Source organism: Nonomuraea roseola, from assembly GCF_039535395.1.
Lineage (GTDB): Bacteria > Actinomycetota > Actinomycetes > Streptosporangiales > Streptosporangiaceae > Nonomuraea > Nonomuraea roseola.
The window spans coordinates 116,631-142,707 of sequence record NZ_BAAAXC010000009.1; the positions used below are offsets into that span (position 1 = coordinate 116,631).

A 26,077-nucleotide genomic window follows, 5' to 3' on the forward strand; every position below is an offset into this window, starting at 1 on the left:
CTTGGCCTCCTCGCCGTGACGAATGGCCCGATGGCCAAAAGCCTAGGTAAGCCAACCGCTGGCCGGGGTCTGGCCTTCGCCAAGACTCGGCCGGGTTTCGCGGGCCCGCCGTGAAGAAGGAGGACGCGGGCCCGCACTCAACCAAAGATCAGCCGGCCACGACGCGAACGATCTCGCGGGGCCGTACCTCGCGCTCGTCGTAGGCCAGATCGACCTCCGCCGCCTGCACCGCGACCAGCGACGCGGCCCACGCCTCCTCCGACTCCCACTGCACGATCGAGATCACCGCGTCGTCGGACAGCCAGCATTCGGCCGACAGGCACCCCGGTGCGCCCCGGAAGACCTCGGCGACCTGGTGCACCCGTGCGATGAACTCCTCCCTGTGGGAGGCGTGCGGATAGTGGCTTGCGATCATTCCGACCTTCATGATGCTCTCCTCTGCCAGCCGCGTCCGATGAGTCGAACCAGTGCCGGGTCCACGACCAGGTGGCGGAAGGGCCTGATCGCGGCCATGTAGGCCCTGCCGAACAGCCCGTTCGGCTTGACCAGCACGGCCATCTGACCGTGGTGGCCGCCGGAGGGGCCAGGCACCCAGCCGATGTGCATGACGGTGTGCACGGTCTTGTTGGCCATCTCCGCCGCCCACTCGGTGTCGGTCAGATAGACCGAGGTGAACGGCACGGCGGCGAGGTCAGGCCCGGAAGGGCCTTCACACAGGTCGGCGGGCAGCCGGTTGCGCAGTGTCTCCACCCGCGCGCCGACGCGGGTCTCGGGCCGGTCCCAGCCGAACAGCTCGCCGAGCTTCCAGCGCAACGCGAACAGGGCCCGGGTGGCACCGGAGAAGCGGCCCTCGCCGGTGGACATCTGACGCACGAGCCGTGCCAGGTCGCCGGGACCGCCGGGTGTGGGCAGCTCCCATACGTCCTCGAGCCGGAAGTCCGGTGCCAGGGTGTGGATCCGCCAGGGGCGTGTGGTGTGGGCGGTGTCGGGGAGTCTCATGAGCGGGTGGCCTGCCATTCGGCCATCAGGGCGAACAGGGCGAACCTATCGATCTCGGGCTGTCCGGGGTGGATCTCCCTGTAGCGCTGGTAGACGTTGACCACGACCCGCTCGGCGTCCAGCCAGCCGGCGTATTCGGCCAGGTCGACCGCGAACATCGCCTCCCGCAGGTCCAGGCCCTTGGCGAGGGCGGCGTCCGCCTGCTCGACGACGTGGGCGAGGTAGTCGCGCACGGCGCGGATCCCGGCGGGATCGGTCACCGGCCCGTGGCCTGGCACGACGGTCGGGGCGTCCAGACCGATCATCGTGTCGCAGGCGGCGATCCAGTTGGCGATGGGGCCGCTCCACACGATCGGCGTGCATCCGACGAACAGCAGGTCCCCGGCGAAGAGCACGCCCGCGTCAGGCACGTGCACCACCGTGTCGGCCTCGGTGTGGGCGGGTCCGAGGTTGAGCAGGCGCACCTCGCGGCCGCCCACGTCGAGGGTGAGCTGCCGGTCGAAGGTGTGGTCGGGCTCCCGCAGGCGGATGCCGCCGAAGTCGAAGCCGCCGAACCGGTCGCGCAGGTACGGCGTGAGCACCGGCCCGAGGTCCATCACCTGCAGAGCCGTCGTCAGCTCCGGGGCCATCTCGGTGCGCATCTCGTGCGCGGTCCCCTCGGCGGCGACGACGCGCACCGAGCCGGGCAGCAGCTGGCCTCCATGGGTGTGGTCGCCGTTGGCGTGGGTGAGAACGGCGTGGCTCAGCGGGTGCGGGTCGGTGATCGGCCGCATGCCGGAGAGCATCTCGGCGGTGAGCGGCAGGTCGTAGAGCGTGTCGACCAGCAGGGACGCGCCGTCGCCCGCGACCAGCCCCGCGTTGCTCCTGCCGTACCCGCCGTCGGGCAGCAACCACGCCCAGACGCCGGCTCCCACCTGGTGCAAGCCCCTGGTGTACGGCGCGGCGGAGCGGGCCGGGTTGCGGCGGGGCGGCCTGACCACGGCGGCGGGGTCGGCTCTGGGGGCCAGCGGGTGCGGAGCGGCGCTCGCCCGCACGGTCTGACGCACCTCGCCCAGCCCCTCGGCGCTCAGTCGCACCACGTCGCCGTCCTTGAGCCAGCCCTGGAAAGCGGCCAGGTCGCCGAAGTCGAGATGCTCGATCAGGCAGCAGCCGGGCACGGTACCGGAGCCGAAGACGTCTCCCGGCTGGAGTTCGACGCCCCTGGAGGCGTAGGAGACGACCTCGCCGAAGGACCAGTCCATCGCGTCGGTGTTGCCCTGCCCGACGAGGGCGCCGTTGACCTCGGCACGTACGTGGAGGGCGAGCCTGCCGTCCGGGCCGAAGGGCAGTTCGTCGGGGGTGACCAGCCACGGTCCGAGCGTGGTCGCCCCGTCCTTGCCCTTGGCCTGGCCGATCTTGAGCTGGCTCTCCAGGCCCTGCAGGTCGCGGGCGCTCCAGTCGCACATCAGGGTGTAGCCGGCGATGTGCTCCACCGCCTGCTCAGGGGTCAGGTCGCGCCCCGCGGCGCCGATCACCGCGCCGATCTCCAGCTCGAAGTCGAACCAGGCGCTGCCGGGGGAGATGGGCACGTCGTCGTGGGGCCCGACGACGGTGGCGGGGTTGGCGAAGTAGAAGGCCGGGATCTGGTACCAGGTCGGCTCCAGGACTCCTGACGCCCCGGTGGCCTTCAGGCAGCCGCGCATGTGGTCGAGGAAGCACAGGCAGTCCCGGATGGACGGGGGTCTGGGGATGGGGGCCTTCAGCCTGACGTCGGCCAGCGCCACGACCTCGTCCGGCTCGGCGAGCGCCCGCTCGCCCGCCTGCCGGAGTTCGGGGCCGAGCAGCCGGAGCAGCGTGGTGCCGGGCGGCAGGGCGTGGACGAGCTCACCGTTGAGGACGCCGGCACGGTCACCGTCATCGCTGCCATAGGTCACGAATCGCATGGCGCTCTCCTGTGTTGGTCAACATAGATTATGATTGTTAGCACAGAGGAGGTGGCGTGACAACACGACGAGCGCAGACCAGTAATGAGAGCCGCGAGCTGATCCTCGCCGCGGCGGCGGAGCTGTTCGCCGAGAAGGGCTACCGGCAGACGACCTTCATCGACGTGGCCGAACGCTCCGGGATCAGCAGAGGCTCCATCCCGTGGCACTTCGGCAGCAAGGAGGGCCTGCTGCTGGCCGTGCTCGAGCGTTCGGTGGCGATGGTCCGCGACAGTCTCGCCGAGGAGCCAGGGGAGGAGGCGGGTCTCGAGCAGCTGAACCGGGGCGCCGGCACGATGTTCGCGCTCCCGACCACCAAGCTCTTCGTCACGCTCCTGGTCGAGGCGCTGGAGCCGGATTCACCCATCCGCGGCCGCTACGTCGAGATCCACAACACTCTGCGCGAGCACTGCAGGCGCTGGCTGGAACGGCTGCCGCTACCGCAGGGGCTGTCGGCCGAGGCGCTGGCCGTCACGATCATCGGCGCCGGTATCGGCATCCACCAGCAGTGGCTGCTGGCGCCCGAGCGGGTCGACCCCGAGCAGGCGCTGGCCGCGCTCCGCGCGCTGGTGGCCGGCATCCTGCCGGCGGGGGAGGGCGCCGCCCCGCACGGGGAATGAGCGGCGCCCGGGGCTACGGCTTCTCGACGGCGTAGCCGCCGAGCGCGGGCTCCAGCAGGTCGAAGGCGCGCCCGGCCGACTCCTCCAGCGCGGCGGCGATGGCGTCGGCGTCCTGGCCCGCCAGCGTGCGCCGCATCAGGTCGGTGAACAGCACCCTGTGCACCCCCGCCAGCTGGGCGGCGGCCACCTTGGCCGTCAGGTCGCCGCCCAGTTCGGCGGCCAGCGCGTCCTCCCGCTGCTCGTGCAGGTCGCGCAGCCGCGCCACCAGCGTGGGGCTGTCGGCGATCATGCGGGCGAACGGCGGCGGCGCGAACCCGATCACGGGATCGCGCCGCCGTACCGCGTCCACGAAGGCCCGTCGCAGCGCCGTCAGCGCGGACTCGCCGCTCCGCCGCTCGCGCACGGTCCGCGCCAGTGAGGCCACGAACGCCTCGTGGTGGTCGAACGCCATGTCCTCCTTGCGGGGGAAGTAGTTGGTGACGGTCATCTTGGCGACCCTCGACGCGGTGGCGATGTCGGAAATCGTGGTCCGCTCGAAGCCGCGCTCCACGAACAGGCGGGTAGCGTGGTCAGAGATGGACTGCCTGGTCTCTCGCTTCTTCTGTTCACGCAAACCCACGGTCTCGATGCTCATGGGCCTCACCCTCTCACAAAATTTTAGGTTCGACATCATTTTAGGTTGACGCCAGTGGCGATCGACCCTAAAGTTATGTCCGTCCCAAGTTTGGAAAGGATCGAATGACGGCCACCTTGGATCTCGACGACGTCCGCGTCGCCACCCGCGACACGGTCAAGGACTACCTCAAGCAGATCGGCAAGGTCCCGCTGCTCACCGCCGAGCAGGAGATCGAGCTGGCGAAGAGGATCGAGGCAGGGCTGTTCGCCCGCGAGCGGCTCGACAGTGAGCCGCTCCTGTCCGCCGAGCTCCGCGCCGACCTGGAGTGGATCGCGGAGGACGGCGAGCTGGCCAAGCAGCGCATGCTGGAGGCCAACCTGCGTCTCGTGGTCTCCATCGCCAAGCGCTACACCGGTCGCGGCATGCTCTTCCTCGACCTCATCCAGGAGGGCAACCTCGGGCTGATCCGCACCATCGAGAAGTTCGACTACACCCTCGGCTTCAAGTTCTCGACCTACGCCACCTGGTGGATCAAGCAGGCGATCTCCAGGGCGATGGCCGACCAGTCGAGGACCATCCGCATCCCCGTCCACATGGTCGAGCTCATCAACAAGGTGGCCTCGGCGCAGCGGCGGCTGGTCTCCGACCTCGGGCGCGAGCCCACCCCCGAGGAGATCGCCGTCGAGGTGGAGCTCCCTCCCGCCAGGGTGGTGGAGGTGCAGCGCTACTCCCGCGAGCCCATCTCCCTGCACACGCCGCTGGGGCAGGAGGGCGACAGCGAGCTCGGCGACCTCATCGAGGACTCCGAGGCGCCCTCGCCCACCGAGCAGGTCTCCTTCACGCTCATGCGCCGCCAGCTGCTCCAGATCCTCGACAGCCTGTCCGACAGGGAGGCGGGCGTCATCTCCATGAGGTACGGCCTGACCGACGGCAAGCCGATGACGCTCGACGAGATCGGCAAGGTCTACGGCGTGACCAGGGAACGCATCAGGCAGATCGAGGCCAAGACGATGTCCAAGCTGCGCCACCCCTCCAGGGCCGAGGCGCTGCGCGACTATCTGAACTAGGAATTTTCCCTACAATTGCCCCAGTGAGAGACATCGCGCTGCTGCCGAAGGCCCACCTGCACGTTCACCTGGAGAGCACGGTTCGCCCTGCCACCTTGCGGGAGCTGGGGGTTCATTCGCGGCGGCCTGAGGTCTTCACCGGCTTCAAGCAGTTCGCCGACCACAACGCGCAGGTGCGCACCGCGTTGCGCACCCCCGAGCACTTCCGCAGGATCGCCCGCGAGTTCTGCGCCGACGAGGCCGCCCAGGGCACCCGTTACGCCGAGGTCACCTTCACCGCGGCCGCCCACGGCGAGCGTCTCGGCGACCTGGAGATGCCGCTGCTCGCGGTCCTCGAAGGGCTGGCCGAAGGAGAGGCCGAGCACGGCATCCGCTGCGCGCTCATCCTCGACCACTCGCGCCGCAGACCCGCCGACCGCCTGCTGCGGACGGTGAAGCTCGCCGCCGCCCACGACCAGGTGATCGCCGTCGGCCTCGCGGGAGACGAGAGCCACCCGCTGGCGCCCTTCGCCGACGTGCTGAAGATCGCCAGGGACGAGGGCCTGCGCATGGTCCACCACGCAGGCGAGAGCGCGGGCCCCGCCAGCGTCCGCGAGGCGCTCGACCTCGGCCACGCCGAGCGCATCGGCCACGGCATCCGCGTGCTGGAGGACCCCGACCTGGTCGCCGAGCTGCGCGAGAGGCGCGTGCCGCTGGAGGTGTGTCCCTTCTCCAACGTGCTGCTCGGCCTCGTGCCCTCCTACGCCGAGCACCCGCTGCCCCGCCTGCGGGAGGAGGGTCTGCTCGTCACGCTCAACACCGACGGGGAGACCTCGCTGCTCAGCGAGTACGGCCAGGCGAGGCGCGGCGACGAGATGCTGGCCGAGCTGGCCGCCGCCTCGGTGACGGCCTCGTTCGCCCCCGAGCGGCTCAAGGCCGAGCTGCTGCGCGGCATCGACGAATGGCTCGCCACGCCCGTCTGACAGGTGGTGTCAAAGACGCCCGAGATGGGCACGGGATGAATCATGACAACACCCCCCACCCAGGTGTCGCTGAAGCGCGCCATCGGACCAAAGCTGCTCATCTTGTTCATCGTCGGCGACATTCTCGGCACGGGCGTCTACGCGCTCACCGGGTCGGTCGCGGGCAGGATCGGCGGGGCCCTCTGGATCCCGTTCCTCGTCGGCTTCGTCATCGCCGCCCTCACCGCGATGTCCTACGTGGAGCTGGTCACCAAGTACCCGAGGGCGGCGGGGGCCGCACTCTACACCCAGCTCGCCTTCAGGAAGCCGTTCCTCACCTTCATGGTCGCCTTCGCGGTCATGTGCTCGGGCCTGACCTCGGCCAGCGCGGCCGCCCGCGCCATCGGCGGCAGGTACCTGCAGGAGTTCGTCACGATCCCGACGGTCGTGGTCGGCATCGTCTTCATCGTCGCCGTGGCCGCGCTGAACTACAGGGGCGTCTCGGAGTCGGTCAAGACGAACATCGTCTTCACCCTGATCGAGCTGACCGGCCTGCTGGTGATCATCCTGATCGGCGTCTACGCGGTCGCGACGGGTGCGGGAGAACCGTCGCGCCTGCTGGAGATCAGAGCCGACGAGTCGGGAGGGCTGCTGCTGGCGCTGCTGGGCAGCACGGCGCTGGCCTTCTTCGCCTTCGTCGGCTTCGAGGACTCCGTCAACATGGCCGAGGAGACCAAGGACCCCTCGCGCAACTTCCCCCGGGCGATCTTCATGGGCGTGGCGATCACCAGCACCGTCTACATCCTGGTGGCGCTCACCTCCTCGTTGCTGGTCGACTACCGGGTCCTGCAGGATTCCGACGGGCCGCTGCTCGAGGTGGTCAAGGCCGGAGGGCTCGCCTTCCCTCCGCAGCTGTTCGCGGCGATCGCGATGTTCGCGGTGGCCAACTCGGCGCTGATCAACATGATGATGGCCTCCCGCCTGGTGTACGGCCTGGCCAACGAGCGCGTCGTGCCGAAGGCGCTGGGCATGGTCGACCCGCGACGCCGTACCCCGGTGGTCGGCATCCTGTTCACCACCGCGCTGGCGATCGGGCTGATCTCCAGCACCGAGATCGCCGGACTCGGTGAGACCACCGCCTTCCTGCTGCTGTGCGTCTTCGCCGTGGTCAACATCGCGGTGCTCGTGCTGCGCAGGGAGGAGGTCGACCACGCCCACTACCGGGCGCCCACGGCGCTGCCCGCCATCGGCGCGGTCATGGCGCTGGTGCTGGCCAGCCCGTTGACCGGGCGGCCAGGCAACGTCTACGTCATCGCGGGCGTGCTGCTCGGCATCGGCGTGCTGCTGTGGCTGGTCAACTGGGCCTTCACTCGCCGCCAGCGCCAGGAGGAGGAGACCGTCTGACGGGCGGGCCGTGCCGTCCCCCATCAGCCAGGGACGGCACGGCCGGTCATCCAGGGACGGCACGGCCCCCGGTCAGCGGCTCAGCCGCCGGTAGGCCCGCGCCGACAGCGGCAGGAACACCAGGGTGATCGCCACCGGCCAGGCGACGGCGAGCAGCATCGCGTGCTCCGACGCCCATGAGTCGCCCACCCATCCCTTGTTGCCGAACAGCTGCCTGCAGGCGGCGACGGTGGCCGACAGCGGGTTCCACTCGGCCAGCACCGCCATCCAGCCGGGCATCTGGGAGGGCGAGACGAACGTGTTGGCGACCATGGTCAGCGGCAGCAGCAGCATCCAGGAGGCGCCCGCCGCCTCGGGGGTGAGCTTGAGCCCGGCGAAGATGCCCACCCAGATCAGCGAGAAGCGCAGGAGCAGCAGCAGGCCGATCGCGGCCAGCGCGTCGAGCGGCCCGTTGTGCCAGCTCCAGCCGACCGCCAGACCGGCCGCGATGAGAATGGCCAGCTCGAGCACCGAGTTGATCATGTCGGAGATCGCCCTGCCGAGCACCACGCCCGCCTGGGAGACCGGCATCGAGCGGTAGCGGTCGGTGACCCCGTACGAGGCCTGGGTGGTGACGACGATGAGGGTGGAGGTGATGCCGACGGCCATGGTCTGACCGAACATGCCAGGCATCAGGTAGTCGCGGTAGTCGTCGGCGCCGGCCACGGCCATCGCGCTGCCGAAGACGTAGCCGAACAGCAGCACCATCACCACCGGGTACAGCAGGCCCGAGGCGATGGCGGTGGGATTGCGCCGCCAGTGCACCAGGTTGGTCCTGGCGATCGTCCAGCTGTCATAGAGCACGTAGGTCATGCGGTCACCTTCAGGAACACCTCGTCGAGAGTGGGGCGGCGCATCGAGATGTCCTCGACCTCGATCCCCTTGGCCTCCATCGCGCGCATCACGTGGCTGAGGGCGCTCATGCGGTCGGTCACGGAGACCGTCAGCCTGCGCGTGTCGGGGTCGGCCGCCGGCCGTCCGAAGGCCGCCAGGATGTCGCCCGCCTCGGGCAGGTCGCGGGCGTCACGCAGCACCAGGTCGAGACGGTCGCCGCCGATCATGGACTTGAGCCGGTCAGGGGCGCCCTCGACGATCACCCTGCCTTCGCGCAGCACCGCGATCTGGTCGGCGAGCTGGTCGGCCTCGTCCAGGTACTGGGTGGTCAGCAGCACCGTGCTGCCGGCCGCCACCAGGGTGCGGATGGCCTGCCACGCGTCGTTGCGGTTGCGGGGGTCGAGGCCGGTGGTCGGCTCGTCGAGGAAGAGCACCTTGGGGGCCTGGATGAAGGTGGCGGCCAGATCGAGGCGGCGGCGCATCCCTCCGGAGTAGTGCTTGATCCGCTTGTTCCCCGCCTCGGCGAGCCCGAACTGCTCCAGCAGTTCCTGCGCCCTCGACCTGGCCTGCTTGGCGCTCAGGTGGTAGAGCCTGCCCCACATCTCCAGGTTCTCCCTGCCGGTGAGGATCTCGTCCACCGCGGGCTCCTGCGTCGCCAGCCCGATACGCCGCCGGACCTCGGCGGCCTGGGTGGCCACGTCGAGGCCCGCGACCGTGGCCCTGCCTCCGTCCGCGCGCAGCAGCGTGGAGAAGATGCGCACCGCGGTGGTCTTGCCGGCGCCGTTGGGGCCGAGCAGGCCGCAGACCGTTCCCTCCCGCACCGCCAGGTCGAAGCCGTCGAGTGCGTGGGTCTCGCCGAAGCGCTTGCGCAGCCCCTCGGCGACGAGTGAATAGGAGTTCATCGCTTCAGAATGGGACATGAATGTCTCAAAAGCAAATTCCGGTGTTACACTCTGGGAGTGAGTAGTTCCACTTCAGAGTCCGGCACCCGCAACCGCACGCGCCGCGCCATCCTGGCCGCCGCCGCCTCCACGCTCGCCCGCGACCGCAAGGCCACGCTGGCCGACATCGCCGAGGCCGCGCAGGTGGGGCGCAGCACGGTGCACCGCTACTTCCCCGACAGGAAGGAGCTCATGGAGGCCGCCATCGTCGACGCCTTCCAGGCGGTCGAAGACTCCACCCGCGAGGCCGTGATCGATCAGGGCCCCGCGCTGGAGGCCATGCGCCGCCTCATCTCGGCCCTGATCGACGTCGGCGACCGGCTGGCGTTCCTGTTCGGCGACCCGCGCCTGCTCGAGGAGTACACCGCCGCCTTCGAACCCGATATGACGGTCCCCACCACGATCAGCCTGATCGAGCGGGGTCAGGGCGAGGGCGTGTTCGATCCCTCACTGTCGCCCGAGTGGATCCAGCACGTGATCTGGGCGCTCACCTACACCGGATGGGAGGCGGCGGAGAAGGGAGAGCTGCCGCGCCACGGCGTCACCGCCGTGGTGATCCGTACCTTCGAGAAGGGAGTGGTGACATGAAGATCCTGGTCACGGGCGCCAGGGGGAACGTCGGCAGGCTCGTGCTGAAGGGGCTGGCCGGGCACGAGGTGATGGCGCTGACCCGCTCGGCGCCGTCCGCGCCCGGTGAGGTCCGGGGCGACCTGGCCGAGCCCGGCACTCTGCCGCTGTCGGGCGTGGAGGCGATGTTCCTGTTCCCCGTGCCCGAGAGCGCCGAGGAGGTGGTACGGCTGGCCGTGAGGGCGGGGGTGCGGCGGATCGTCACGCTGTCGTCGGGCGCGGTCACCTTCGGCGAGGACGACTCCTTCCACCTGCCGGTCGAGCGGGCGGTCGAGGCCTCGGGCGTGGAGTGGACGCATGTGCGGCCGGGCGAGTTCATGCTCAACAAGCTGGAGCTGTGGGGCCCGTCGATCCGCGCCGAGGGCGTCGTGCGCGACCCCTTCCCCGACCAGGCCTGGTACCCCGTCCACGAGGCCGACATCGCCGACGTCGCGGTGGCCGCGCTGACCGAGGACGGGCACGCGGGCCGCGCCCACACCCTCAACGGGCCCGAACTGATCTCCCATCGCGACCAGGTGGCGGCCATCTCCGCGGCGATCGGGCGCGAGCTCCGCTTCGAGCAGGTCACCCGCGCCCTGGCCCGCGAGCTCTACCTGGCGCAGGGCGGGTTCGCCGCGGCCTCCGCCGACTTCCTGCTCGGCTACGAGGACTACTCGGGCGGCGAGAGCACCGAGGAGTGGGCGCCCGACCCCTCGATCGAGATGGCCACCATGAAGGACGTCACGGGCAGGCCTGCCCGTACCTTCGCGCAGTGGGCGAGCGACCACGCTCACGACTTCCTGCGGCAGGTGTAGGCCCAGCAGAGCCGCCACGCATCCAGCCCTCGAAGATCCCCTCGGCCTCGGCACCCGCCGCCAGCGTCCGCTGACGCTCCCCGACCGGGCCGGTCGCGGTGCGCGACCACGAGAACGCCTGCTCGAGCGCGGCCAGGCCGAGGACGACTTTCTCCATGTCGTGGCTCAGCTCGTGCACGGCGGCGCGGGAGGCGTTGTTGCGCCGACGAACTCGGAGCCGCGCCTCCTTCGATGAGCACACCGCGCTCGCCGGGGACGGCACCGGATGGGATCTGCACGAGTTCCGGCACTCGGTGCCCACCCATCTGGGCGAGGCCGGAGCGAACCTGATGATGCTGATGGCCGGCGCTCCACCGCACCACGCACCCGGGGGCCGCCATGTTTCACGGATCGATTCCGGCCCCTCGATCGATCATCACGAGCACGCCGGCACCGGTCCCGCCTGCGCGATCATCGGCTGGCAGGCGGGAAGATGGGGCATGCCCATGCCGTGCCCGACATGCCGCGCTCGGGCACGCTCTCGCGGTAGTTGCGGTGAGTAAGAGGTGTTGTCATAAATAGATATTGGCATGTCCGTAATTGCGCGGCATGATGATCGCGATCAACGGTCATCTACCCGAGGAAACTCCTTGCTGAAGAGAACGCTGTCCATCGCTGCCGCCACCGTCTCGGCCGCGGCCGTGCTGGCTGTCCCCGCGGCCGCTCACGCGGCCGTCTACTGCGGAACCGGTTACAACGTCATCGCCCAGGCCGACGTCAAGACCTCCAGTGGTTCCAAGTACGGCGTCGTCTACCTGACCTATAACAGCGGCACCGGCAAGAACTGCGTGTCCGTGGTCAAGACCGCCTACGTCGGGACGGCGACCGCCACCGACGTCGAGCTCCACGTCCAGGGCGTTGGCGCCTTCGGGATGCCGGAGACCGTGAAGTACTACGGCGGTCCCGTCTACGCCTCCGCCCGTGGCGCGTGCGTGAAGTTCAACGCCTGGATTCAGAGCCCGAGCGGCACTGCGGCGACCGGCGGCCGGTCGACCTGGGGCAACTGCGGCTGATGCCCTGACGCTGGTAGACCGTCTCGCCGTCCCACGAAGATCAGCCGTACCTTCGAGGTCCAGATCTCCGACTCGGGCAGACGCACTGCCAAGCCCCTCCGCCTCCGCTCCACGCCTGTTCGACACTCCGGCCGCAAGGGGACAGTCATCGGCTGTTCCCTTGCATGTGAACGGCTGCCTGTGCAGCGGGCAGCCGGTCACATGCGCCCGGAGGTCGCTGGTCGCACACCCCTCTTCCGGAGGGAAGGTCCAGGTTCAAGTCCTGACCGGCGCTCCACCGCACCCGGGGACCGCTTTGTTCCCCGGATCATGTCCCGCCGTCAAGCCCGGCACGCCGCTGCTCGCGGTCGCGTTCCTGCCGCCCAAGTAGGACCAGCGATGACCGACGCCACCAGCAGCCTGCGCCCGCGGCTTGTCCGCCGCGGTACCACGCCATCGGCGACGGATTGCCGATCTACTCCAAGGGCACTCAGCCCATCGCAGGGTTTGCCTTCAGGCGCTGGCGGCACCGCGCCAACGGGCCAGCAGTTCGGCGTCGTCGGCATCACCGTGCCGGCTTTCCTCCTCGGGAACCGCGTGGGGAAGCCAGGCATCGTAGTCGGGCGCCTCAGGGGTCAGGTCGCGGGTGCCGTGCACCACGGCGCCGTTCTCCAGCGTGCTGATGGTCGGAACGCGGATGACCCCGCTCGGCAACAAGACGGCGCTCATGCCCGCTCCCTTCCGTCTCGCGAGATGGCGCGTGGTTTCCAGCATAGCCTGCAGCTCATCGCACCCCTTCTGCTTACCCGATGCCGTAGCGGTGGGCGAACCATTGGTAGGCCTGCCGGGCGGCCTGTTCCTCGCCGCCCATGAGCCTGATCAGCTGGCGGGCGCGGCGGGTGAGCACGCAGGCGAAGGCTTCGGCGAACAGCTCGCTGACGTCCTGCTGAAAGGGCGGCGCCAGGTCAGCTGCGCGCAAGGCGTGCAGCGTGATCCAGAACGTCGCGTGCGACGGGCGCGCTTCGAGATCGTCGAGGGCGTGGGCCAACTCGTGGGCGGCGACGCTGACGGAAGCGGAAGGCACGCTTCCCACCCCGACGCGGCGGCGCGCTGGATCGTACACGCCGGCGGACCTTTCCCAAGTGCCCTCCTGGACCGGTAAGGAGATGTTACGTAGTTCCTCGTACCCGGGCAGGTCGGGGACCGCGCCTGGGCCCACGGTGATCCCGCCGGTCAGGTGTGCGGCCAGGCGGGTGGCCAGGGCTCGGGGAACGGTGGCCAGCGTCATGATCGCCAGCAGGCACTCGGCGGGCGGAAAGGTGGTTGGATCCCAAGCTCGGATGAGACGCGGTTCCAGAGGGCCGACATGGAGCCAGCCGGGTCGCCCTCTGCTGAGCTCAGCCACGCGTGTCGCTCCGTGTCGCGGCCGAGTCGCGCAGGCTCTCGCGGGTTGGACTCGGTGTGGTCGGGTCAGCCGTCTTGGGGATGTCCGATGCCGGGGGAGTAGCCGAACGACGGCGGCCACGACGGCGCGTGGTGGCGGGCAGCGCGTGAGGCCAGCGAGTGCGGGCGCTCTGCCTGCTGATGCCAACGGCATCTCCGAGCTGGGGGTAGCCGACCCTTCCTGTCTGTCCCGCCTCCCAGGCCAGCTGAGACATGAGCGTGTCAAGGGCGGCGTGGATGAGGTGGGTCGCGCGCAGCATCGCCAGCAGGCCCACCGCGCGCTGATCGGGTGATCCGGTGTGCTGCTCGGTGTGGTCGCTGTCGGTGATCAGGTCGGAGAGCTGGATGGCCAGCTCCCGCAGCTCGGTGTGGAGGTGTTCCTGGTCGGCTGGGCCGAGGTCACGCCATGGCACTTTGACAGGCTAGCCTGTCAAAGCGCCATGGCAAGCTGAGGGCAGCTGCTGGAGACGCTGTTCACCTTCACCCTCGACGACTCCGACGCCATCGTGACGCTGCCACCAGGCCCGGCGGCATGGAGATCCACGCTGAACTCCAGCGCTGCCACCCAGAAAGTTGCCACCTCGTGTGCGGCGAGGATGTCCAGGTCCTCGCCTCGTCGGGGTCGGGATGGCCCTGCTCGCGGTCGTATCCCGCGACGAAGGCCGGGTCGAGGTGCCCGGGCCCGCGTGGGCGCTCTCAGGCTCTGATCATGACCCTGTCCAGGTGGCTAGAGGTTGCGCAGGTTCGTGCGGGCCAGCCTCCACGCCTCGCCGACACCGCCCTTGAGGACGATCTTGCCCATGGACAGCGCGAACCCTCGCGCCTCTTCCATCGTGAGGTGTGAGGGCACCTCGAGGGCGTCGGCGGTGGTGACGACGTCGAGCAGGGCGGGCCCGTCGTGGGCCAGCACCTGCCCGACCGCCTCGCGCAGGTCGCCCGGCTCGGTGACCCTCCTGGTGAGGAAGCCCGCGCCTGCCGCGATCGCCGCGTAGTCGACCATGTCGTGGTCGGTCTCGAAGGGCGGATCGCCCGCCACCATCATCTCCAGCCGCACCATGGCGAGGCTGGAGTTGTTGAAGACGACGACCTTGACCGGCAGCCTGTGGGTCTTCACGGTCAGCAGCTCGCCCATCAGCATCGCCAGGCCGCCGTCGCCCGACAGGGAGATCACCTGCCTGCCCGGCTGGGCGATCTGCGCGCCGATCGCCATCGGCAGCGCGTTGGCCATCGAGCCGTGCACGAACGAGCCGAGCAGCCTGCGCCGTCCGTTGGGTGTGAGGTATCTGGCCGCCCACGTGCAGCACATGCCCGTGTCGGCGGTGAAGATCGCGTCGTCGTCCGCCAGCTCGTCGACGAGGGCCGCGACGTACTCGGGGTGGATGGGCACCAGATGGTCCACGTCGTGGGTGTAGGCCTCGAGGCCGTTGCTGATCGCGTGCTGGTGCTCGCGCAGCATCTCGTCGAGGAAGGACCTGTCCTTCTTCTCGCGCAGCAGCGGCAGCAGCGCCCTGATCGTGTGGCCGACGTCGGCGGCGATGCCCTGGCTGATGGGCGCCCTGCGCCCGAGCCTGGCGGGATCGAGGTCGATCTGCACGTTGTGGCGGGTCGGCAGGAAGTCGTTGTAGGGGAAGTCGGTGCCCAGCAGCAGCACCAGGTCGGCCTCGTGCAGCGCCTTGTAGCAGGCGCCGTAGCCGAGCAGTCCGGTCATGCCCACGTCGTAGGGGTTGTCGTACTGCAAGACGTCCTTGCCGCGCAGGGTGTGCCCGACCGGGGCCTCCAGCCACGCGGCCAGCTGCAGAACCTCCTGCCTCGACTCCGCGCAGCCGATGCCGCCGAAGATCGTCACCTTGCCCGCGGCGTTGATCCGCTCGGCGAGCTCGGCCACCGCCGCCTCGTCGGGCACCGGCTTGGGGCGGGAGGCGACCAGCGCGCTGGCCGGCGGCCTGCCGGCGGAGTCGGCGCCCAGGACGTCGCCGGGCAGCACCAGGACGGAGGCGCCGCCCTTGCCGACGGCGTTCTGGATGGCCGCTCTGGCCGTTCGGGCCAGCTGGGCGGGCTGGGAGACCAGCTCGCAGTAGTGGCTGGCCTGCGCGAACAGGATCTCGGGCTTGGTCTCCTGGAAGAAGCTCGTGCCGATCTGGGTGGAGGTGATGTGCGAGGCGAGCGCCAGGACGGGCGCGCCCGAGCGGTGCGCGTCCATCACGCCCTGGAGGAGATGCGTGTTGCCGGGGCCGCAGCTTCCCGCGCACACGGCCAGCCTGCCGGTGAGCTGGGCGTCTGCCGAGGCGGCGAACGCGGCGCCCTCCTCGTGGTGCACGTGGACCCACTCCAGCGCGTCGCTGCGCCGTACGGCGTCGCTGAAGGCGTTGAGGCTGTCGCCCACCAGCCCGTAGACACGCGTCACACCCGCTTGGACCAGCACTTCCACAAGATCATCTGCTACGGTGCGGCTCATTGGCCTTGCCTTTCTCTCGGCTCTGCACCTCACCTACCCAGCCCAGTGGGGTGGGTGTGGCGGCGGCCACGTGTTCCACCGCGAGGGATGACCCGGGCCCTCCCGCAGGAGGGCCCGGGCGCGACGGAACTCAGCGGGCCGTGGGCAGCGTGAGCGAGGTTCTGGTCAGATCCACCGTGAGGCTCGGCCGCTGTCCCGGCTCGAGGAACTCCCACCAGTCGGTCCCGCCGATCACCAGGCCGAGCCTGTGCCCCTCGGGGACGATGTGGTCCATCGGCGACAGCTCGAAGGTCATGGTGTAGAAGCGGTCAGGCTCGAGCGGCACCCCGCGCCTGAGAGTGGCATGGTGGCCGAGGTCGGCCCAGCCGGTCGCCACGATCTCGTGCTCCACCGAGGTGGTGGCGGTCTCGGTGTCGAGGTAGCAGGCGCTGTCGGCAGGGCCGCTCTGACCCCAGCACGAGCGGGTGGTCAGGTTGCGGATGCCGCCAGGCTTGGTGATGTCGACGTAGTCCCTGATCGTCGCTGGCCCGTAGTCGACCACGGCGACGCCGAGCCTGGCGACGGGGGTGGAGGACCTCACCCGCACGGTGACCTGGCTGGTGCCCGACAGCCGGGCGGCGGAGGTCAGCGGCTCGGAGGTGAACAGCAGCCGGTGCTCCGACGGCCCCTCCTTCGCCCAGTCGAAGCGGCTGAGGTCGGGGTCGTCCTGGAAGGTGGCCTGCGCCGGTCCCCTGACGGGGACGGGGCCGAGGCCGCCGGGACGCGGCCACCAGGTGACGGGCCTGGCCGAGGGGGCGGGCCAGGCCGCCTCCTCGCTCCACTGGTCGGGGGCGTGCTCGATCTTCACGGCCGGCTCGCGGTCCACCCCGTTGTCGGCGCCGCGCAGCCAGCGGTCGAACCATCGCTCGACGGTGCTCACGTAGTCGGCCCTGCGCAGGTCGAACGGGTCGACATGGCCGCCCTGGAACAGCCACGCCTTGCGCGGCACGCGCAGCGCCTCCCACCACAGGGAGAAGTTCGAGGCGGACACGGCGTAGTCGCCGAAGCCCTGGGTGAGGAAGACGCTCGCCCGCACCCTGTCGGCCTTGGCAGGGTAGTAGCGCTCCTGCCAGTAGCGGTTCCAGCTGCCGTCGGTGCCCGCCTGCCGGTTCAGCTCCTCCTGCAACGGCTGGCACAGTCGCTTGGCGCGCTCGTTGTACAGCTGGGGCGGCCCACTGTCCTGCACGTATCCGCGCCAGGCGCCGTTGGCGTTGAAGGTGCGGTAGATGTCGGTGTTGCCGGCGATCGACACGACGGTCCTCAGGCCGCGCACCCCCGTGGTGGCGATGCCGTTGGCCAGCCAGCCGTCGTGCGACTTGCCCCAGAGGCCGACCGCCCCCGTCGACCAGCCCGCGCTGACCTGCTCACCGCCGAACGGCTTGGTGTAGGCCCGCGCCCTGCCGTTCAGCCAGTTCACGATCTGGGCGCCGGCGGCCACGTCCTTCGGGCCGCCCCTGTCCATGCAGCCGGTCGAGCGGTTGGTGCCCGCCATGTCGACCAGCACCACCGCGTAGCCCTTGGGCACGAAGTAGTTGTCGTAGTAGAGCGGGAACCCGGCCGGCCTGCCGTCGGCGTCGTAGGTCTTCTTCTGCGCCTCGTTGCCCCTGCCGCAGCAGGCGTAGTAGGGGCTGATGTCCATGAGGACGGGCACCTTCACGCCGACCGCCGCCGGCTCCGAGGGGCGGATGATGTCGGCGGCCAGCCGGTCCCTGTGGCCGTCGCGGTCGAGGTCGACGTCGAGTTCGACCCAGGCGGTCTCGCGGATGGCGTTCTCGTAGGAGTAGAGGGGGGCTTCCACCGGTGGGACGGCCATCAGGAGCAGCGCCAGTAATGATCTCACCGGGACAGTGTCACATCCGCCCGTGCGGGGCCGCGGCGGCGAGGAAACTGTCGGACCGCGGTCGTACGCTGAGGCCCGTCGTCCCGACTGCTCCAGGAGGTCACGTGAAGACCGACACGCTGGAAGTGCCAGGCGCCCGCCTCTACTACGAGGCCAGGGGATCAGGGCCGGTGCTGCTCCTCATCCCAGGGGGGCCGACCGACGCGGGCGTCTTCGCCGGTCTCGCCACGGCCCTGGCCGACCGCCACACCGTGGTCGCCTACGATCCCAGGGGCAACTCCCGCAGCACGCTGTCCGAGCTGCCGGGCGACGACCTGCTCGACCTCCACGCCGACGACGCCGCCGCCCTGCTCGCCCTGTTCGGCGACGAGCCCGCCGACGTGATGGGCAGCAGCGGGGGCGGCCTGATGGGGCTCACGCTGGCCGCCAGGCATCCCAAGAGGGTGCGCACGCTCGTGGCGCACGAGCCGCCCGTCGTGGAGCTGCTTCCCGAGGCGGCGCGGCAGCGCGAGATCTCGGCGGAGGTCTACGACACCTACGTCCGGCACGGCGTCGACCCCGCCATGCGGCGCTTCATGGAGGTCTCAGGGCTCGGCGGCACGGCCGAGGCCATGCCTCCTCCCCCTGAGGCGCAGGAGGTGATGGCGCGCAACCTCGACTTCTTCCTCGCGCACACCTGGCGCGCCTTCGACGGCTTCACCCCCGACTTCGACGCGCTGCGCTCGGGCGGCGCCAGGGTGGTCGTGGGCGTGGGGGAGGGCTCCGAAGGTCAGCTCGCCCACCGCGCCGCGCTCGCCCTCGCGGCGCGTCTCGGCGCGCCGCCCGTCGTCTTCCCCGGCGACCACGGCGGGTTCGGAGAGCGGCCCGAGGAGTTCGCCGACCTCCTCCACCAGGTCCTGCGAGGGTCCTGACCCGCGCAGGGGGGCCGGTGCGCCCACCGTTCGAGCGTGCGGTAGTGTCCCTGTCCAGTAGCGGACCGATCGAGGAGGTGAGACCCATTTCGCCAGATCAGGCTGGGTGCTCCCTCCTCACAGCCACACGGCTCACCCCGCGCGGGTGACCGCGGGAGCGCCCACAGGCATTTCCGGAAGGCGCTCATGTCACCATCCCCTCGCTCGTCCATCATCACCAGGCTCAGGGCCGCAGGCTGCGTTTTCGCCGAGGACGAGGCCCGGCTGCTCCTCTCCACCGCCCCCACCCCGGCCGATCTCGAGGCCATGGTGGAACGGCGCGTCGCAGGTCTGCCCCTCGAGCACGTCCTCGGCTGGGCGCAGTTCCGTGGCCTGCGCGTCGCCGTCGACCCAGGTGTCTTCGTGCCGCGCCGCCGCACCGAGTTCCTCGTCGGCGAGGCCGTCGCCCTCGCCAGGCCCGGCGGCGTCGTGGTCGACCTGTGCTGCGGCACCGGCGCGGCGGGCGCGGCGCTGACGGCCGCGCTCGACGGGCTGGAGGTCCACGCCGCCGACATCGACCCCGCCGCCGTCGCGTGCGCCCGCCGCAACCTGCCGGACGCGCGGGTGTACGAAGGCGACCTGTTCGAGCCGCTGCCCGCCACGCTGAAAGGCCGCGTCGACATCCTGGTCGCCAACGTGCCCTACGTCCCGACAGGGGAGGTGGAGCTGCTGCCCGCCGAGGCTCGCGTCCACGAGGCGCGGGTGGCGCTCGACGGCGGGGCCGACGGGCTCGACGTCCTGCGCAGGGTGGCCGGGCAGGCGCCCCGCTGGCTGGCGCCCGGCGGCCACCTGCTGGTCGAGACCAGCGAACGGCAGGCGGCAGGCGCCGTCGAGGCGCTCGTCTCCAGCGGGCTCGTCCCGAGGGTCGCCGTGTCCGACGAGTGGTACGCCACCGTCGTCATCGGCACCAGGCCGGAGGCCGGCTCCGGCGGCTGACCTCGGGTGGCGCCGGTGGTGCCCAAGGGGTGGCGGGGCCTGCTGATGTCAGGTGGGGGATAATGGGGGTTTTGCGTCATGTCATGATGGCTGCTGACCGCCTTGCCGCACCGGATGGAGCGATTGTGCCGCTTGACCAGCCCTACACGGTCTCGCTGAGCCTGGGTCTCCAGGGCAAATGCTTGATCGCGAGGCTGTCGGGAGAGCTCGACTTCAACGGCACGCCGATGGTGAGAGATCGCATCGCGCGTGCCATCGAGGCCGCGGACCCGCCGCTGCTGATCATCGACATGGCCGACGTCACCCTGTGCGACTCCGCGGGGCTCTCGCTGTTCGTGAGCGTCCACCGGTCGATCAAGGTGCTGGGCGGCAGGCTGGTGGTCACCGGGCTCCAGGGCAGATGCCTCGACGTGTTCACGATCACCGGGATGACCAAGTTGCTGGACGTCAGGCCCACGGCCGAGATGGCCATCGACGAGCTCAACCCCTGACGCGCGGAGCTGCGCCCCCGTGGTCTACGGTCTGACCGTGCCAAGCTCAACCATCGCCACCTCACAGCGAGTCCCGCTCCACTCCTCCACCGGCGTCGCGACGGCCCGGCCATGACGCGACGCTTCCAGAGCGGGCTGCACCATCCGGCGCAGATCGTCGCCACCGGCTTCGGGGCCGCGGTCCTGATCGGCGCCGCCCTGCTGACCATGCCGATCGCCACCACGTCGGGCGAGTCGGCGGGCTGGCTCACCGCGCTGTTCACCGCGACCTCCGCCGTGTGCGTGACCGGCCTGGTGGTGGTCGACACCGCCTCGCACTGGTCGGTGTTCGGCGAGGTGGTCATCGCCTGCCTGTTCCAGATCGGCGGCCTCGGCATCATGACCATGGCCACGCTCTTCACCGCGCTGCTGGCGGGCAGGGTCGGGCTGCGCGCCAGGATCGCGGTGGCGACGGAGACGAAGGCGGTGAGCGTCACCGACGTGCGCCGCCTGGTGCGCAACGTGGTGCTCTTCAGCCTCGCCTGCGAGGCGGTCACCGCGGTGGTGCTGACCGCCCGTTTCATGATCGGGTACGGCGAGCCGCTCGGCCAGGCGCTCTACCTGGGCGGCTTCCACGCGGTCTCGGCGTTCAACAACGCGGGCTTCGCCCTCTGGCCCGACAACCTCATGCGGTTCGTGGCCGACCCGTGGATCTGCCTGCCCATCGCGGTGGCCGTGATCGTGGGAGGCCTGGGCTTCCCCGTGGTGTTCGAGCTGGCCAGGTCGTGGCGGCACCCGAGCCGCTGGTCGATCCTCACCAGGATCACGACCGTCGTCAGCGTCATCCTGCTGGCCGTCGGCACGCTGTTCTTCCTGGCCGCCGAGTGGCACAACCCGCGCACCATGGGCGCGCTCGACGACTCGGCCAAGCCGCTGGCCGCCTTCTTCGCCGCCGTGATGCCGCGCTCGGGCGGCTTCAACAGCCTGGACATCTCCCAGATGAACCCCTCCAGCTGGCTGTTCACCGACCTGCTGATGTTCATCGGCGGCGGCAGCGCGAGCACCGCGGGCGGCATCAAGGTGACCACGTTCGGCCTGCTGGCCTTCATCATCTGGGCGGAGCTGCGCGGCGAGCCCCGCGTCAACGTCGGCCACCGCCGCCTGCCGGAGTCCACCCAGCGTCAGGCCATGACGATCACGCTGATGGGCGTGGTCCTGGTGGCGATCTCGACCTACGCGCTGATGCTGCTCACGCCGTACAGCTTGGACAGGGTGCTGTTCGAGGTCATCTCGGCCTTCGCCACCAACGGCCTGTCGACGGGGATCACCGCCGACACCTCCGTTGCCGGGCACGTGCTGCTCAGCCTGCTGATGTTCGTCGGCAGGATCGGGCCGCTGACCCTGGGCTCGGCGCTGGCGCTGAAGGAGCGGACGCGCCGCTACGAGCTGCCCGAGGAGCGCGTGATCGTGGGCTGAGCGCCGTGTGCTCTCATGGGAAGGGGGCGACCAGGGGGGACGTCATGATCGTGGTCGGGGTCGATGGTTCGCGGGCGGGGCTGGAGGCGGTCGCCTGGGCCGCCAAGGAGGCACGCCTGCGCGACGTGCCGCTCCGCGTGGCCTACGCCATGCCCAGATGGGCGTGCGAGGACCAGGGCGGCAGATACGCGAGCGTCGCCACGTGGATGCGCGAGGGCGCGGCCACGGTGGTGGCGGCGGGGCTCGACAGGGCCCGCAGGGAGGAGCCGGAGGTGGTGGCCGACTCGGCGCTGCTCCCGGGCGACCCGCGCACGGCCCTGATCGCCGCCGCCGAGCAGGCGGACCTGCTCGTCGTCGGCAACCACGAGATGGGCAGGCTGCGCGGCATGCTCGTCGGCTCCGTGGCCTACGGCGTGGCGGGGCACGCCAGGTGCGACGTGGTCGTGGTGCGCGAGGCGCCCCCCATGACGCTGGGGGAGGTGGTCGTCGGCGTCGACGGCGCGGGCACCGGCGAGAACGTGCTCAGGTTCGCCTTCACCGAGGCGCGCCTGCGCGGGGTGCGGCTGCGCGTCGTCCACGCCTTCGGAACGGGTCCCCACGAGTTCGCCGAGGACAGGCCCGAGCTCGAGCGCCTGAGGGAGCTGCTGACCGGGTGGCGGGAGCGACACCAGGACGTCGAGGTCGCGGAGGACCTGGTGAAGGGCCACCCGGCCGAGGTGCTGAGGCAGGCGGGCGAGCGGGCCGACCTGCTGGTGGTCGGCTCGCGCGGCAGGGGCGGGTTCGCGGGCCTCGTGCTCGGCTCGATCAGCCAGGCCATGCTCCACCAGGCGCCGTGCCCGCTGGTCGTCGTCCGCACCTCCCCCGGCACGCCTCACCGTGGATGAGCCGGCGCTAGGTCATCCTCGTCCGGCCCGTCCGACCGGGGCGCGGAAGCCGTACGTCTCGTGGCTGCGGACGAACCCCAGCGAGGCGTACAGCGCGCGGGCGGCGGTGTTCTCGGCGTTGTGGTTGACGGTCACCGAGCTCAGTCCGAGGTCGCGCATCCGCCGCATGGCGTCGAGCATGACCGCCCTGCCCAGGCCTCGCCGCTGGAAGTCGCGATGGGTGCCGACGGGCTCGAAGTGCCCGACGCCGTTCAGCTCGTCGACCCAGTACACGGCGAAGGCGGCGATCCGCCCGTCGGGCGCCTCGGCGACGATCTCCCTGGCAGGGTCGTAGCCGGGCTTGTCCATCACCTCCGACCGGTACTGCTCGCCCGTCCAGTCCTCCTCGAAGGAGTGGTTGCGCGCCACGGCGAGCCGGTCGGCGTCCTCCAGGCGGGCCGGGCGCACGCGGAAGCCCTCGGGGAGGGCGGGGGAGGGGAGGGGCAGGCCGAGGTCGCGGTCGTTGACGTGGTCCCAGGTGCGGAAGCGCTCGAACCCGAGCTGCTCGAGCAGGCCGATCCTGGTCGTGTCGCAGTCGAACAGGTCGGTCAGCACGTACGGCTCGGCGGGGTCCATCGCCGCTGCCGTGCTCTCGTAGGCGGCGCGCAGCATCCGCAGCTCGGCGGGGGAGCCGCGCAGGGAGGGCGCGGCGAAGACGTCGAAGGCCGAGCCGAAGCGCAGGTTGACGGCCAGCCCGACGATGCGGGAGGCGTCCTCCCAGAGGTGGACAAGCGAGCCGACGGGGCGCCTGCCGCGCAGGTTCTCGTAGATGCGGTGGGGAAGCTCGCCGACGTGGTCGTAGCCGCACCGCCCCGCCTCGGCGATCCAGCGCGCGAAGGTGTCCTGCAGGGCGGGTAGGTCAGCGTCGGAGTAGGGGCGCATCGTCAACGTCACCTGGACATCATGCCGAGCGCACCATGGCCGGCGCACCAAGGTTTTTCTCGCTGCCCTCTTTCTCGCGGACGGGTGTCCTGTCCGTGTCGGCGGCTCCGACGTCTCTCGTGAATGGCACCGTGGAGGTGCCGAGGGAGAAGGAGCGACAATGAAGTACATGATCATGCTCTACGGCTCGCAGCAGGACTACGACGTCCTGTCGGGCAAGCCGGGCGACCAGCAGCCCTGGAAGGACGAGGACGTCGCGGCGATGCACGCGTTCATGGAGAAGTGGAACAACGACCTGGTCGAGTCGGGGGAGTTCGTCGACGCGCAGGGCCTGTCCGCTCCCGTCCACGCCAGGCGGATCGAGCTGCGGGACGGCGTTCCCGTGGTGACCGACGGGCCCTACCCCGAGACGCAGGAGGTCCTCGCCGGCTACACGATCGTCGAGTGCGAGAGCTTCGACAGGGCCACCGAGATCGCGGCACGGCTGGCCGGCACCCCTCATCCCAAGGACACGGAGCTCGCCCACGAGTGGTACGTGGACGTGCGGCCGATCATGGAGGGCTTCGGCGACCTGGAAGCGTAGTCATCGTGCCGAACGACGACGTCGAGAACCTGCTGCGCGACCTCGCGCCGCAGGTCCTCGGCGCGCTGGTGCGGCGGTTCGGGCACTTCGCCACCGCGGAGGACGCCGTGCAGGAGGCCCTTCTCGCGGCAGCCGTCCAGTGGCCGGAGGAGGGTGTGCCAGGCAACCCGCGCGGCTGGCTGATCACGGTCGGCTCGCGCAGGCTGACCGACCTGCTGCGCGCGGAGCAGGCCCGCCGGCGCCGCGAGGACACCGTCCTCCAGTGGACACCGCCCGACCAGTGGCTGGCGCCCGCCGCCGACCGCCCCGCCGAGCAGTCCGACGACACGCTCATCCTGCTGTTCATGTGCTGCCATCCCGCCCTGTCGCCCGCCTCGCAGATCGCGCTCACCCTGCGGGCGGTCGGCGGCCTGACGACCGCCGAGATCGCCAGGGCGTTCCTCGTGCCCGAGGCGACCATGACCCGGCGCATCAGCAGGGCCAAGCAGCGGGTGAAGGACAGCGGCATCCCGTTCGGCCTGCCGCCTGCCGCCGAAAGGGCCGTACGGCTCGGCGCGGTCCTGCACGTGCTCTACCTGATCTTCAACGAGGGCTACGCCAGCACGTCGGGCCCGCACCTGCACCGCGCCGAGCTGTCGTCGGAGGCGATCAGGCTGACCCGCATGGTCCGTCGCCTGCTGCCCGAGGACGGCGAGGTCGCAGGGCTGCTCGCGCTCATGCTGCTCACCGACGCGCGCCGCCCCGCTCGCGCGGGCCCTGACGGCGCGCTGATCCCGATGGCCGAGCAGGACCGCGCCCTCTGGAACGCCGCCTCCATCGCCGAGGGCGTGGCGCTCATCTCCGAGGCGCTGCCCAGGGGCGCGACCGGCCCCTACCAGATCCAGGCGGCGATCGCCGCGGTCCACGACGAGGCGCCGAGCGCCGAGGCGACCGACTGGCCGCAGATCGAGGCGCTGTACGAGGTGCTGACGCGGATCTCGGACAACCCCGTGGTGGCGCTGAACCACGCGGTCGCCGTGGCCATGGTCCGGGGCCCGCGCGCCGGGCTCGACCTGCTCGGCGAGCTGGAGTCCGATGAGCGGGTCGCCGCGGGTCATCGCCTGCACGCCGTCCGTGCGCACCTGCTGGAGATGGCCGGTGACCCGGTGGCGGCGCGCGCGGGCTACCTCGAGGCGGCTCGCCGCACCACCAGCCTCCCGCAACAGCGCTACCTGCACGCCAGGGCGGCCCGCCTGGGTTAGGCCGCGAAGCCGTCCAGGGCGGCGAGGATCTCCTCGCGCATCGTGTCGCTGCCGGTGTGCCCTGAGTCGTCCACCACGACGAGCCGCGAGTCGGGCCAGGCCTGGGCCAGCTGCCAGGCGGTCTCCAGCGGCCCGCCCAGGTCGAGGCGGCCGTGGATGAGCACGCCTGGGATGCCCGCCAGCCTGTGCGCCTCGCGCAGCAGCACCCCCTCCTCCAGCCACGCGCCGTTGGAGAAGTAGTGGGCGCAGATCCTGGAGAAGGCCAGCAGCGAGGCCGGCGGCCTGTCGCTGTAGGCGTTCGGTTTGCCGTTGACCTCCATGGAGATCACCGCGTCCTCCCAGGTCGTCCAGTCCTGGGCGGCCTTCGCGCGGACGGCGGGCTCGGGGTCGGACATCAGCCGCGAGTAGGCGGCCAGCAGGTCGCCGTCGCGCTCGGCCTCGGGAACGCCCTCACGGAAGCGCTGCCACTGCTCGGGGAAGAAGCGGCCGACGCCCCGGTAGAGCCAGTCGATCTCGGAGCGGCGGGTCATGGTGACGCTGACGATGACCATCTCCGAGACGCGCTCGGGGTGGGCCTCGGCGTAGGCGAGCATCAGCGTGGAGCCCCACGACCCGCCGTAGAGCAGCCACCTGTCGATGCCGAGGTGCTCGCGCAGCCGTTCCATGTCGGCGATGAGGTGCTGGGTGGTGTTGGTCGACAGGTCCGTGGCGGGGTCACTGGCGTGCGGCAGGCTCCTGCCGCAGTTGCGCTGGTCGAACAGGACGATGCGGTAGCGCTCGGGGTCGAAACTGCGGCGCTGGCCCGGGGTGCAGCCCGATCCGGGGCCGCCGTGGACGACGAGCGCCGGCTTGCCCTCGGGGTTGCCGCAGACCTCCCAGTAGACGAGATTGCCGTCCCCGGTGTCGAGGTGCCCGTGGTCGTAAGGTTCGATCGCTGGATACATCGCTCCAAAATACAACAGTGC

26 protein-coding genes and 1 pseudogene are annotated in these 26,077 nt (G+C 70.6%); 14 read left to right on the forward strand and 13 right to left on the reverse strand.

Going from position 1 to position 26,077, the window contains the following annotated elements; translation table 11 throughout:
- Window positions 1-148 precede the first annotated feature (148 nt).
- The 3 genes from ABFX55_RS09930 to ABFX55_RS09940 are packed head-to-tail and all read right to left on the reverse strand — an operon-like array spanning window position 149 to window position 2,921.
- Window positions 149-427: an antibiotic biosynthesis monooxygenase family protein gene (locus ABFX55_RS09930; RefSeq protein ID WP_346119764.1), complete on the reverse strand. Its 279-nt coding sequence runs from the start codon at window positions 425-427 to the stop codon at window positions 149-151.
- Window positions 424-999: a DUF2867 domain-containing protein gene (locus ABFX55_RS09935; RefSeq protein WP_346119766.1), complete on the reverse strand. Its 576-nt coding sequence runs from the start codon at window positions 997-999 to the stop codon at window positions 424-426. The genes ABFX55_RS09930 and ABFX55_RS09935 overlap by 4 nt, the downstream gene beginning before the upstream one ends.
- Window positions 996-2,921: a fumarylacetoacetate hydrolase family protein gene (locus tag ABFX55_RS09940; protein ID WP_346119768.1), complete on the reverse strand. Its 1,926-nt coding sequence runs from the start codon at window positions 2,919-2,921 to the stop codon at window positions 996-998. Before ABFX55_RS09940 ends, ABFX55_RS09935 begins: the two co-directional genes overlap by 4 nt.
- A gap of 56 nt (window positions 2,922-2,977) precedes the next feature.
- Between ABFX55_RS09940 and ABFX55_RS09945 the strand changes: the two genes are divergently transcribed.
- Window positions 2,978-3,580, forward strand: a complete 603-nt coding sequence (locus tag ABFX55_RS09945) for a TetR/AcrR family transcriptional regulator (protein ID WP_346119770.1) — start codon at window positions 2,978-2,980, stop codon at window positions 3,578-3,580.
- Window positions 3,581-3,593: 13 nt separating this feature from the next.
- Here the strand turns inward: ABFX55_RS09945 and ABFX55_RS09950 are convergent, their stop codons facing one another.
- Window positions 3,594-4,214 carry a TetR/AcrR family transcriptional regulator gene (locus ABFX55_RS09950; protein ID WP_346119772.1) on the reverse strand — a complete coding sequence of 207 codons (621 nt, stop codon included), beginning with the start codon at window positions 4,212-4,214 and terminating at the stop codon, window positions 3,594-3,596.
- 140 nt (window positions 4,215-4,354) lie between these two features.
- Between ABFX55_RS09950 and ABFX55_RS09955 the strand changes: the two are divergent.
- The 3 genes and pseudogenes from ABFX55_RS09955 to ABFX55_RS09965 form a co-directional block, all read left to right on the forward strand.
- Window positions 4,355-5,263: pseudogene (locus ABFX55_RS09955) on the forward strand (RNA polymerase sigma factor); the annotation flags it as partial.
- Between the two features lie 23 nt (window positions 5,264-5,286).
- Window positions 5,287-6,225, forward strand: a complete 939-nt coding sequence (add, locus tag ABFX55_RS09960) for an adenosine deaminase (RefSeq protein ID WP_346119774.1) — start codon at window positions 5,287-5,289, stop codon at window positions 6,223-6,225.
- 42 nt (window positions 6,226-6,267) lie between these two features.
- Window positions 6,268-7,608, forward strand: a complete 1,341-nt coding sequence (locus tag ABFX55_RS09965; protein ID WP_346119776.1) for an APC family permease — start codon at window positions 6,268-6,270, stop codon at window positions 7,606-7,608.
- Between the two features lie 72 nt (window positions 7,609-7,680).
- On the opposite strand, the gene ABFX55_RS09970 is transcribed toward ABFX55_RS09965, so the two are convergent.
- Together ABFX55_RS09970 and ABFX55_RS09975 are read right to left on the reverse strand one after the other, a co-directional pair.
- Entirely contained in the window at window positions 7,681-8,460 is a 780-nt protein-coding gene (locus ABFX55_RS09970) for an ABC transporter permease (RefSeq protein WP_346119778.1), read from the reverse strand.
- Complete coding sequence (locus ABFX55_RS09975; protein WP_346119779.1) at window positions 8,457-9,383, reverse strand: ATP-binding cassette domain-containing protein; 927 nt, start codon at window positions 9,381-9,383, stop codon at window positions 8,457-8,459. Before ABFX55_RS09975 ends, ABFX55_RS09970 begins: the two co-directional genes overlap by 4 nt.
- Before the next feature lie 57 nt (window positions 9,384-9,440).
- On the opposite strand from ABFX55_RS09975, the gene ABFX55_RS09980 reads away from it, so the two are divergent.
- The 3 genes from ABFX55_RS09980 to ABFX55_RS09990 all read left to right on the forward strand — a co-directional run bounded on the left by ABFX55_RS09980 (window position 9,441) and on the right by ABFX55_RS09990 (window position 11,895).
- Window positions 9,441-10,010 carry a TetR/AcrR family transcriptional regulator gene (locus ABFX55_RS09980; RefSeq protein WP_346119781.1) on the forward strand — a complete coding sequence of 190 codons (570 nt, stop codon included), beginning with the start codon at window positions 9,441-9,443 and terminating at the stop codon, window positions 10,008-10,010.
- A complete protein-coding gene (locus ABFX55_RS09985; RefSeq protein WP_346119783.1) occupies window positions 10,007-10,843 on the forward strand; it encodes an NAD(P)H-binding protein in 837 nt (278 codons plus the stop codon). The genes ABFX55_RS09980 and ABFX55_RS09985 overlap by 4 nt, the downstream gene beginning before the upstream one ends.
- Window positions 10,844-11,472: 629 nt before the next feature.
- Window positions 11,473-11,895: a spore-associated protein A gene (locus tag ABFX55_RS09990; RefSeq protein ID WP_346119785.1), complete on the forward strand. Its 423-nt coding sequence runs from the start codon at window positions 11,473-11,475 to the stop codon at window positions 11,893-11,895.
- Between the two features lie 492 nt (window positions 11,896-12,387).
- On the opposite strand, the gene ABFX55_RS09995 is transcribed toward ABFX55_RS09990, so the two are convergent.
- The 5 genes from ABFX55_RS09995 to ABFX55_RS10015 all read right to left on the reverse strand — a co-directional run bounded on the left by ABFX55_RS09995 (window position 12,388) and on the right by ABFX55_RS10015 (window position 17,651).
- On the reverse strand, window positions 12,388-12,603 hold the full coding sequence (locus tag ABFX55_RS09995) for a hypothetical protein (RefSeq protein WP_346119787.1): 216 nt from the start codon (window positions 12,601-12,603) through the stop codon (window positions 12,388-12,390).
- 73 nt (window positions 12,604-12,676) lie between these two features.
- Window positions 12,677-13,162, reverse strand: a complete 486-nt coding sequence (locus tag ABFX55_RS10000) for a hypothetical protein (protein ID WP_346119789.1) — start codon at window positions 13,160-13,162, stop codon at window positions 12,677-12,679.
- Window positions 13,163-13,271: 109 nt separating this feature from the next.
- The gene (locus tag ABFX55_RS10005; protein ID WP_346119790.1) at window positions 13,272-13,730 is read right to left on the reverse strand and encodes a hypothetical protein; all 459 of its coding nucleotides are present in this window, start codon (window positions 13,728-13,730) and stop codon (window positions 13,272-13,274) included.
- 314 nt (window positions 13,731-14,044) lie between these two features.
- Window positions 14,045-15,772: a pyruvate dehydrogenase gene (locus ABFX55_RS10010; RefSeq protein ID WP_346119792.1), complete on the reverse strand. Its 1,728-nt coding sequence runs from the start codon at window positions 15,770-15,772 to the stop codon at window positions 14,045-14,047.
- A 130-nt stretch (window positions 15,773-15,902) separates the two neighbouring features.
- Window positions 15,903-17,651, reverse strand: coding sequence for a CocE/NonD family hydrolase (locus ABFX55_RS10015; protein WP_346119794.1), 1,749 nt, complete (start codon window positions 17,649-17,651; stop codon window positions 15,903-15,905).
- Between the two features lie 104 nt (window positions 17,652-17,755).
- Between ABFX55_RS10015 and ABFX55_RS10020 the strand changes: the two genes are divergently transcribed.
- From ABFX55_RS10020 to ABFX55_RS10040, 5 genes are all read left to right on the forward strand, one after another.
- On the forward strand, window positions 17,756-18,562 hold the full coding sequence (locus tag ABFX55_RS10020; protein ID WP_346119796.1) for an alpha/beta fold hydrolase: 807 nt from the start codon (window positions 17,756-17,758) through the stop codon (window positions 18,560-18,562).
- A 186-nt stretch (window positions 18,563-18,748) separates the two neighbouring features.
- Window positions 18,749-19,537, forward strand: a complete 789-nt coding sequence (locus ABFX55_RS10025; RefSeq protein ID WP_346119798.1) for a putative protein N(5)-glutamine methyltransferase — start codon at window positions 18,749-18,751, stop codon at window positions 19,535-19,537.
- A 125-nt stretch (window positions 19,538-19,662) separates the two neighbouring features.
- Window positions 19,663-20,028 (forward strand): STAS domain-containing protein, encoded by a 366-nt coding sequence (locus ABFX55_RS10030; RefSeq protein ID WP_346119800.1) that lies wholly within the window; start codon window positions 19,663-19,665, stop codon window positions 20,026-20,028.
- A 111-nt stretch (window positions 20,029-20,139) separates the two neighbouring features.
- Entirely contained in the window at window positions 20,140-21,483 is a 1,344-nt protein-coding gene (locus tag ABFX55_RS10035) for a TrkH family potassium uptake protein (RefSeq protein ID WP_346119802.1), read from the forward strand.
- 44 nt (window positions 21,484-21,527) lie between these two features.
- Window positions 21,528-22,367 (forward strand): universal stress protein, encoded by an 840-nt coding sequence (locus ABFX55_RS10040; protein WP_346119803.1) that lies wholly within the window; start codon window positions 21,528-21,530, stop codon window positions 22,365-22,367.
- A 12-nt stretch (window positions 22,368-22,379) separates the two neighbouring features.
- On the opposite strand, the gene ABFX55_RS10045 is transcribed toward ABFX55_RS10040, so the two are convergent.
- Complete coding sequence (locus ABFX55_RS10045; RefSeq protein WP_346119805.1) at window positions 22,380-23,300, reverse strand: GNAT family N-acetyltransferase; 921 nt, start codon at window positions 23,298-23,300, stop codon at window positions 22,380-22,382.
- A gap of 148 nt (window positions 23,301-23,448) precedes the next feature.
- Between ABFX55_RS10045 and ABFX55_RS10050 the strand changes: the two genes are divergently transcribed.
- Window positions 23,449-23,871: a YciI family protein gene (locus tag ABFX55_RS10050; RefSeq protein WP_346119807.1), complete on the forward strand. Its 423-nt coding sequence runs from the start codon at window positions 23,449-23,451 to the stop codon at window positions 23,869-23,871.
- Window positions 23,872-23,876: 5 nt separating this feature from the next.
- On the forward strand, window positions 23,877-25,112 hold the full coding sequence (locus ABFX55_RS10055) for an RNA polymerase sigma factor (RefSeq protein WP_346119809.1): 1,236 nt from the start codon (window positions 23,877-23,879) through the stop codon (window positions 25,110-25,112).
- Here ABFX55_RS10055 and pip read toward each other — a convergent pair.
- A complete protein-coding gene (pip, locus tag ABFX55_RS10060) occupies window positions 25,109-26,056 on the reverse strand; it encodes a prolyl aminopeptidase (protein ID WP_346119811.1) in 948 nt (315 codons plus the stop codon). The genes ABFX55_RS10055 and pip overlap by 4 nt on opposite strands.
- Between the last annotated feature and the right edge of the window lie 21 nt (window positions 26,057-26,077).

Excerpts from the sequence above, each read along its gene's own strand:
- ABFX55_RS09930 (WP_346119764.1), bottom strand. The coding sequence starts at position 427 with ATGAAGGTCGGAATGATCGCAAGCCACTATCCGCACGCCTCCCACAGG.
- ABFX55_RS09935 (WP_346119766.1), bottom strand. The coding sequence starts at position 999 with ATGAGACTCCCCGACACCGCCCACACCACACGCCCCTGGCGGATCCAC.
- ABFX55_RS09940 (WP_346119768.1), bottom strand. The coding sequence starts at position 2,921 with ATGCGATTCGTGACCTATGGCAGCGATGACGGTGACCGTGCCGGCGTC.
- ABFX55_RS09950 (WP_346119772.1), bottom strand. The coding sequence starts at position 4,214 with ATGAGCATCGAGACCGTGGGTTTGCGTGAACAGAAGAAGCGAGAGACC.
- ABFX55_RS09965 (WP_346119776.1), top strand. The coding sequence starts at position 6,268 with ATGACAACACCCCCCACCCAGGTGTCGCTGAAGCGCGCCATCGGACCA.
- ABFX55_RS09970 (WP_346119778.1), bottom strand. The coding sequence starts at position 8,460 with ATGACCTACGTGCTCTATGACAGCTGGACGATCGCCAGGACCAACCTG.
- ABFX55_RS09975 (WP_346119779.1), bottom strand. The coding sequence starts at position 9,383 with ATGAACTCCTATTCACTCGTCGCCGAGGGGCTGCGCAAGCGCTTCGGC.
- ABFX55_RS09985 (WP_346119783.1), top strand. The coding sequence starts at position 10,007 with ATGAAGATCCTGGTCACGGGCGCCAGGGGGAACGTCGGCAGGCTCGTG.
- ABFX55_RS09995 (WP_346119787.1), bottom strand. The coding sequence starts at position 12,603 with ATGAGCGCCGTCTTGTTGCCGAGCGGGGTCATCCGCGTTCCGACCATC.
- ABFX55_RS10000 (WP_346119789.1), bottom strand. The coding sequence starts at position 13,162 with ATGACGCTGGCCACCGTTCCCCGAGCCCTGGCCACCCGCCTGGCCGCA.
- ABFX55_RS10010 (WP_346119792.1), bottom strand. The coding sequence starts at position 15,772 with ATGAGCCGCACCGTAGCAGATGATCTTGTGGAAGTGCTGGTCCAAGCG.
- ABFX55_RS10025 (WP_346119798.1), top strand. The coding sequence starts at position 18,749 with ATGTCACCATCCCCTCGCTCGTCCATCATCACCAGGCTCAGGGCCGCA.
- ABFX55_RS10035 (WP_346119802.1), top strand. The coding sequence starts at position 20,140 with ATGACGCGACGCTTCCAGAGCGGGCTGCACCATCCGGCGCAGATCGTC.
- ABFX55_RS10040 (WP_346119803.1), top strand. The coding sequence starts at position 21,528 with ATGATCGTGGTCGGGGTCGATGGTTCGCGGGCGGGGCTGGAGGCGGTC.
- ABFX55_RS10050 (WP_346119807.1), top strand. The coding sequence starts at position 23,449 with ATGAAGTACATGATCATGCTCTACGGCTCGCAGCAGGACTACGACGTC.
- pip (WP_346119811.1), bottom strand. The coding sequence starts at position 26,056 with ATGTATCCAGCGATCGAACCTTACGACCACGGGCACCTCGACACCGGG.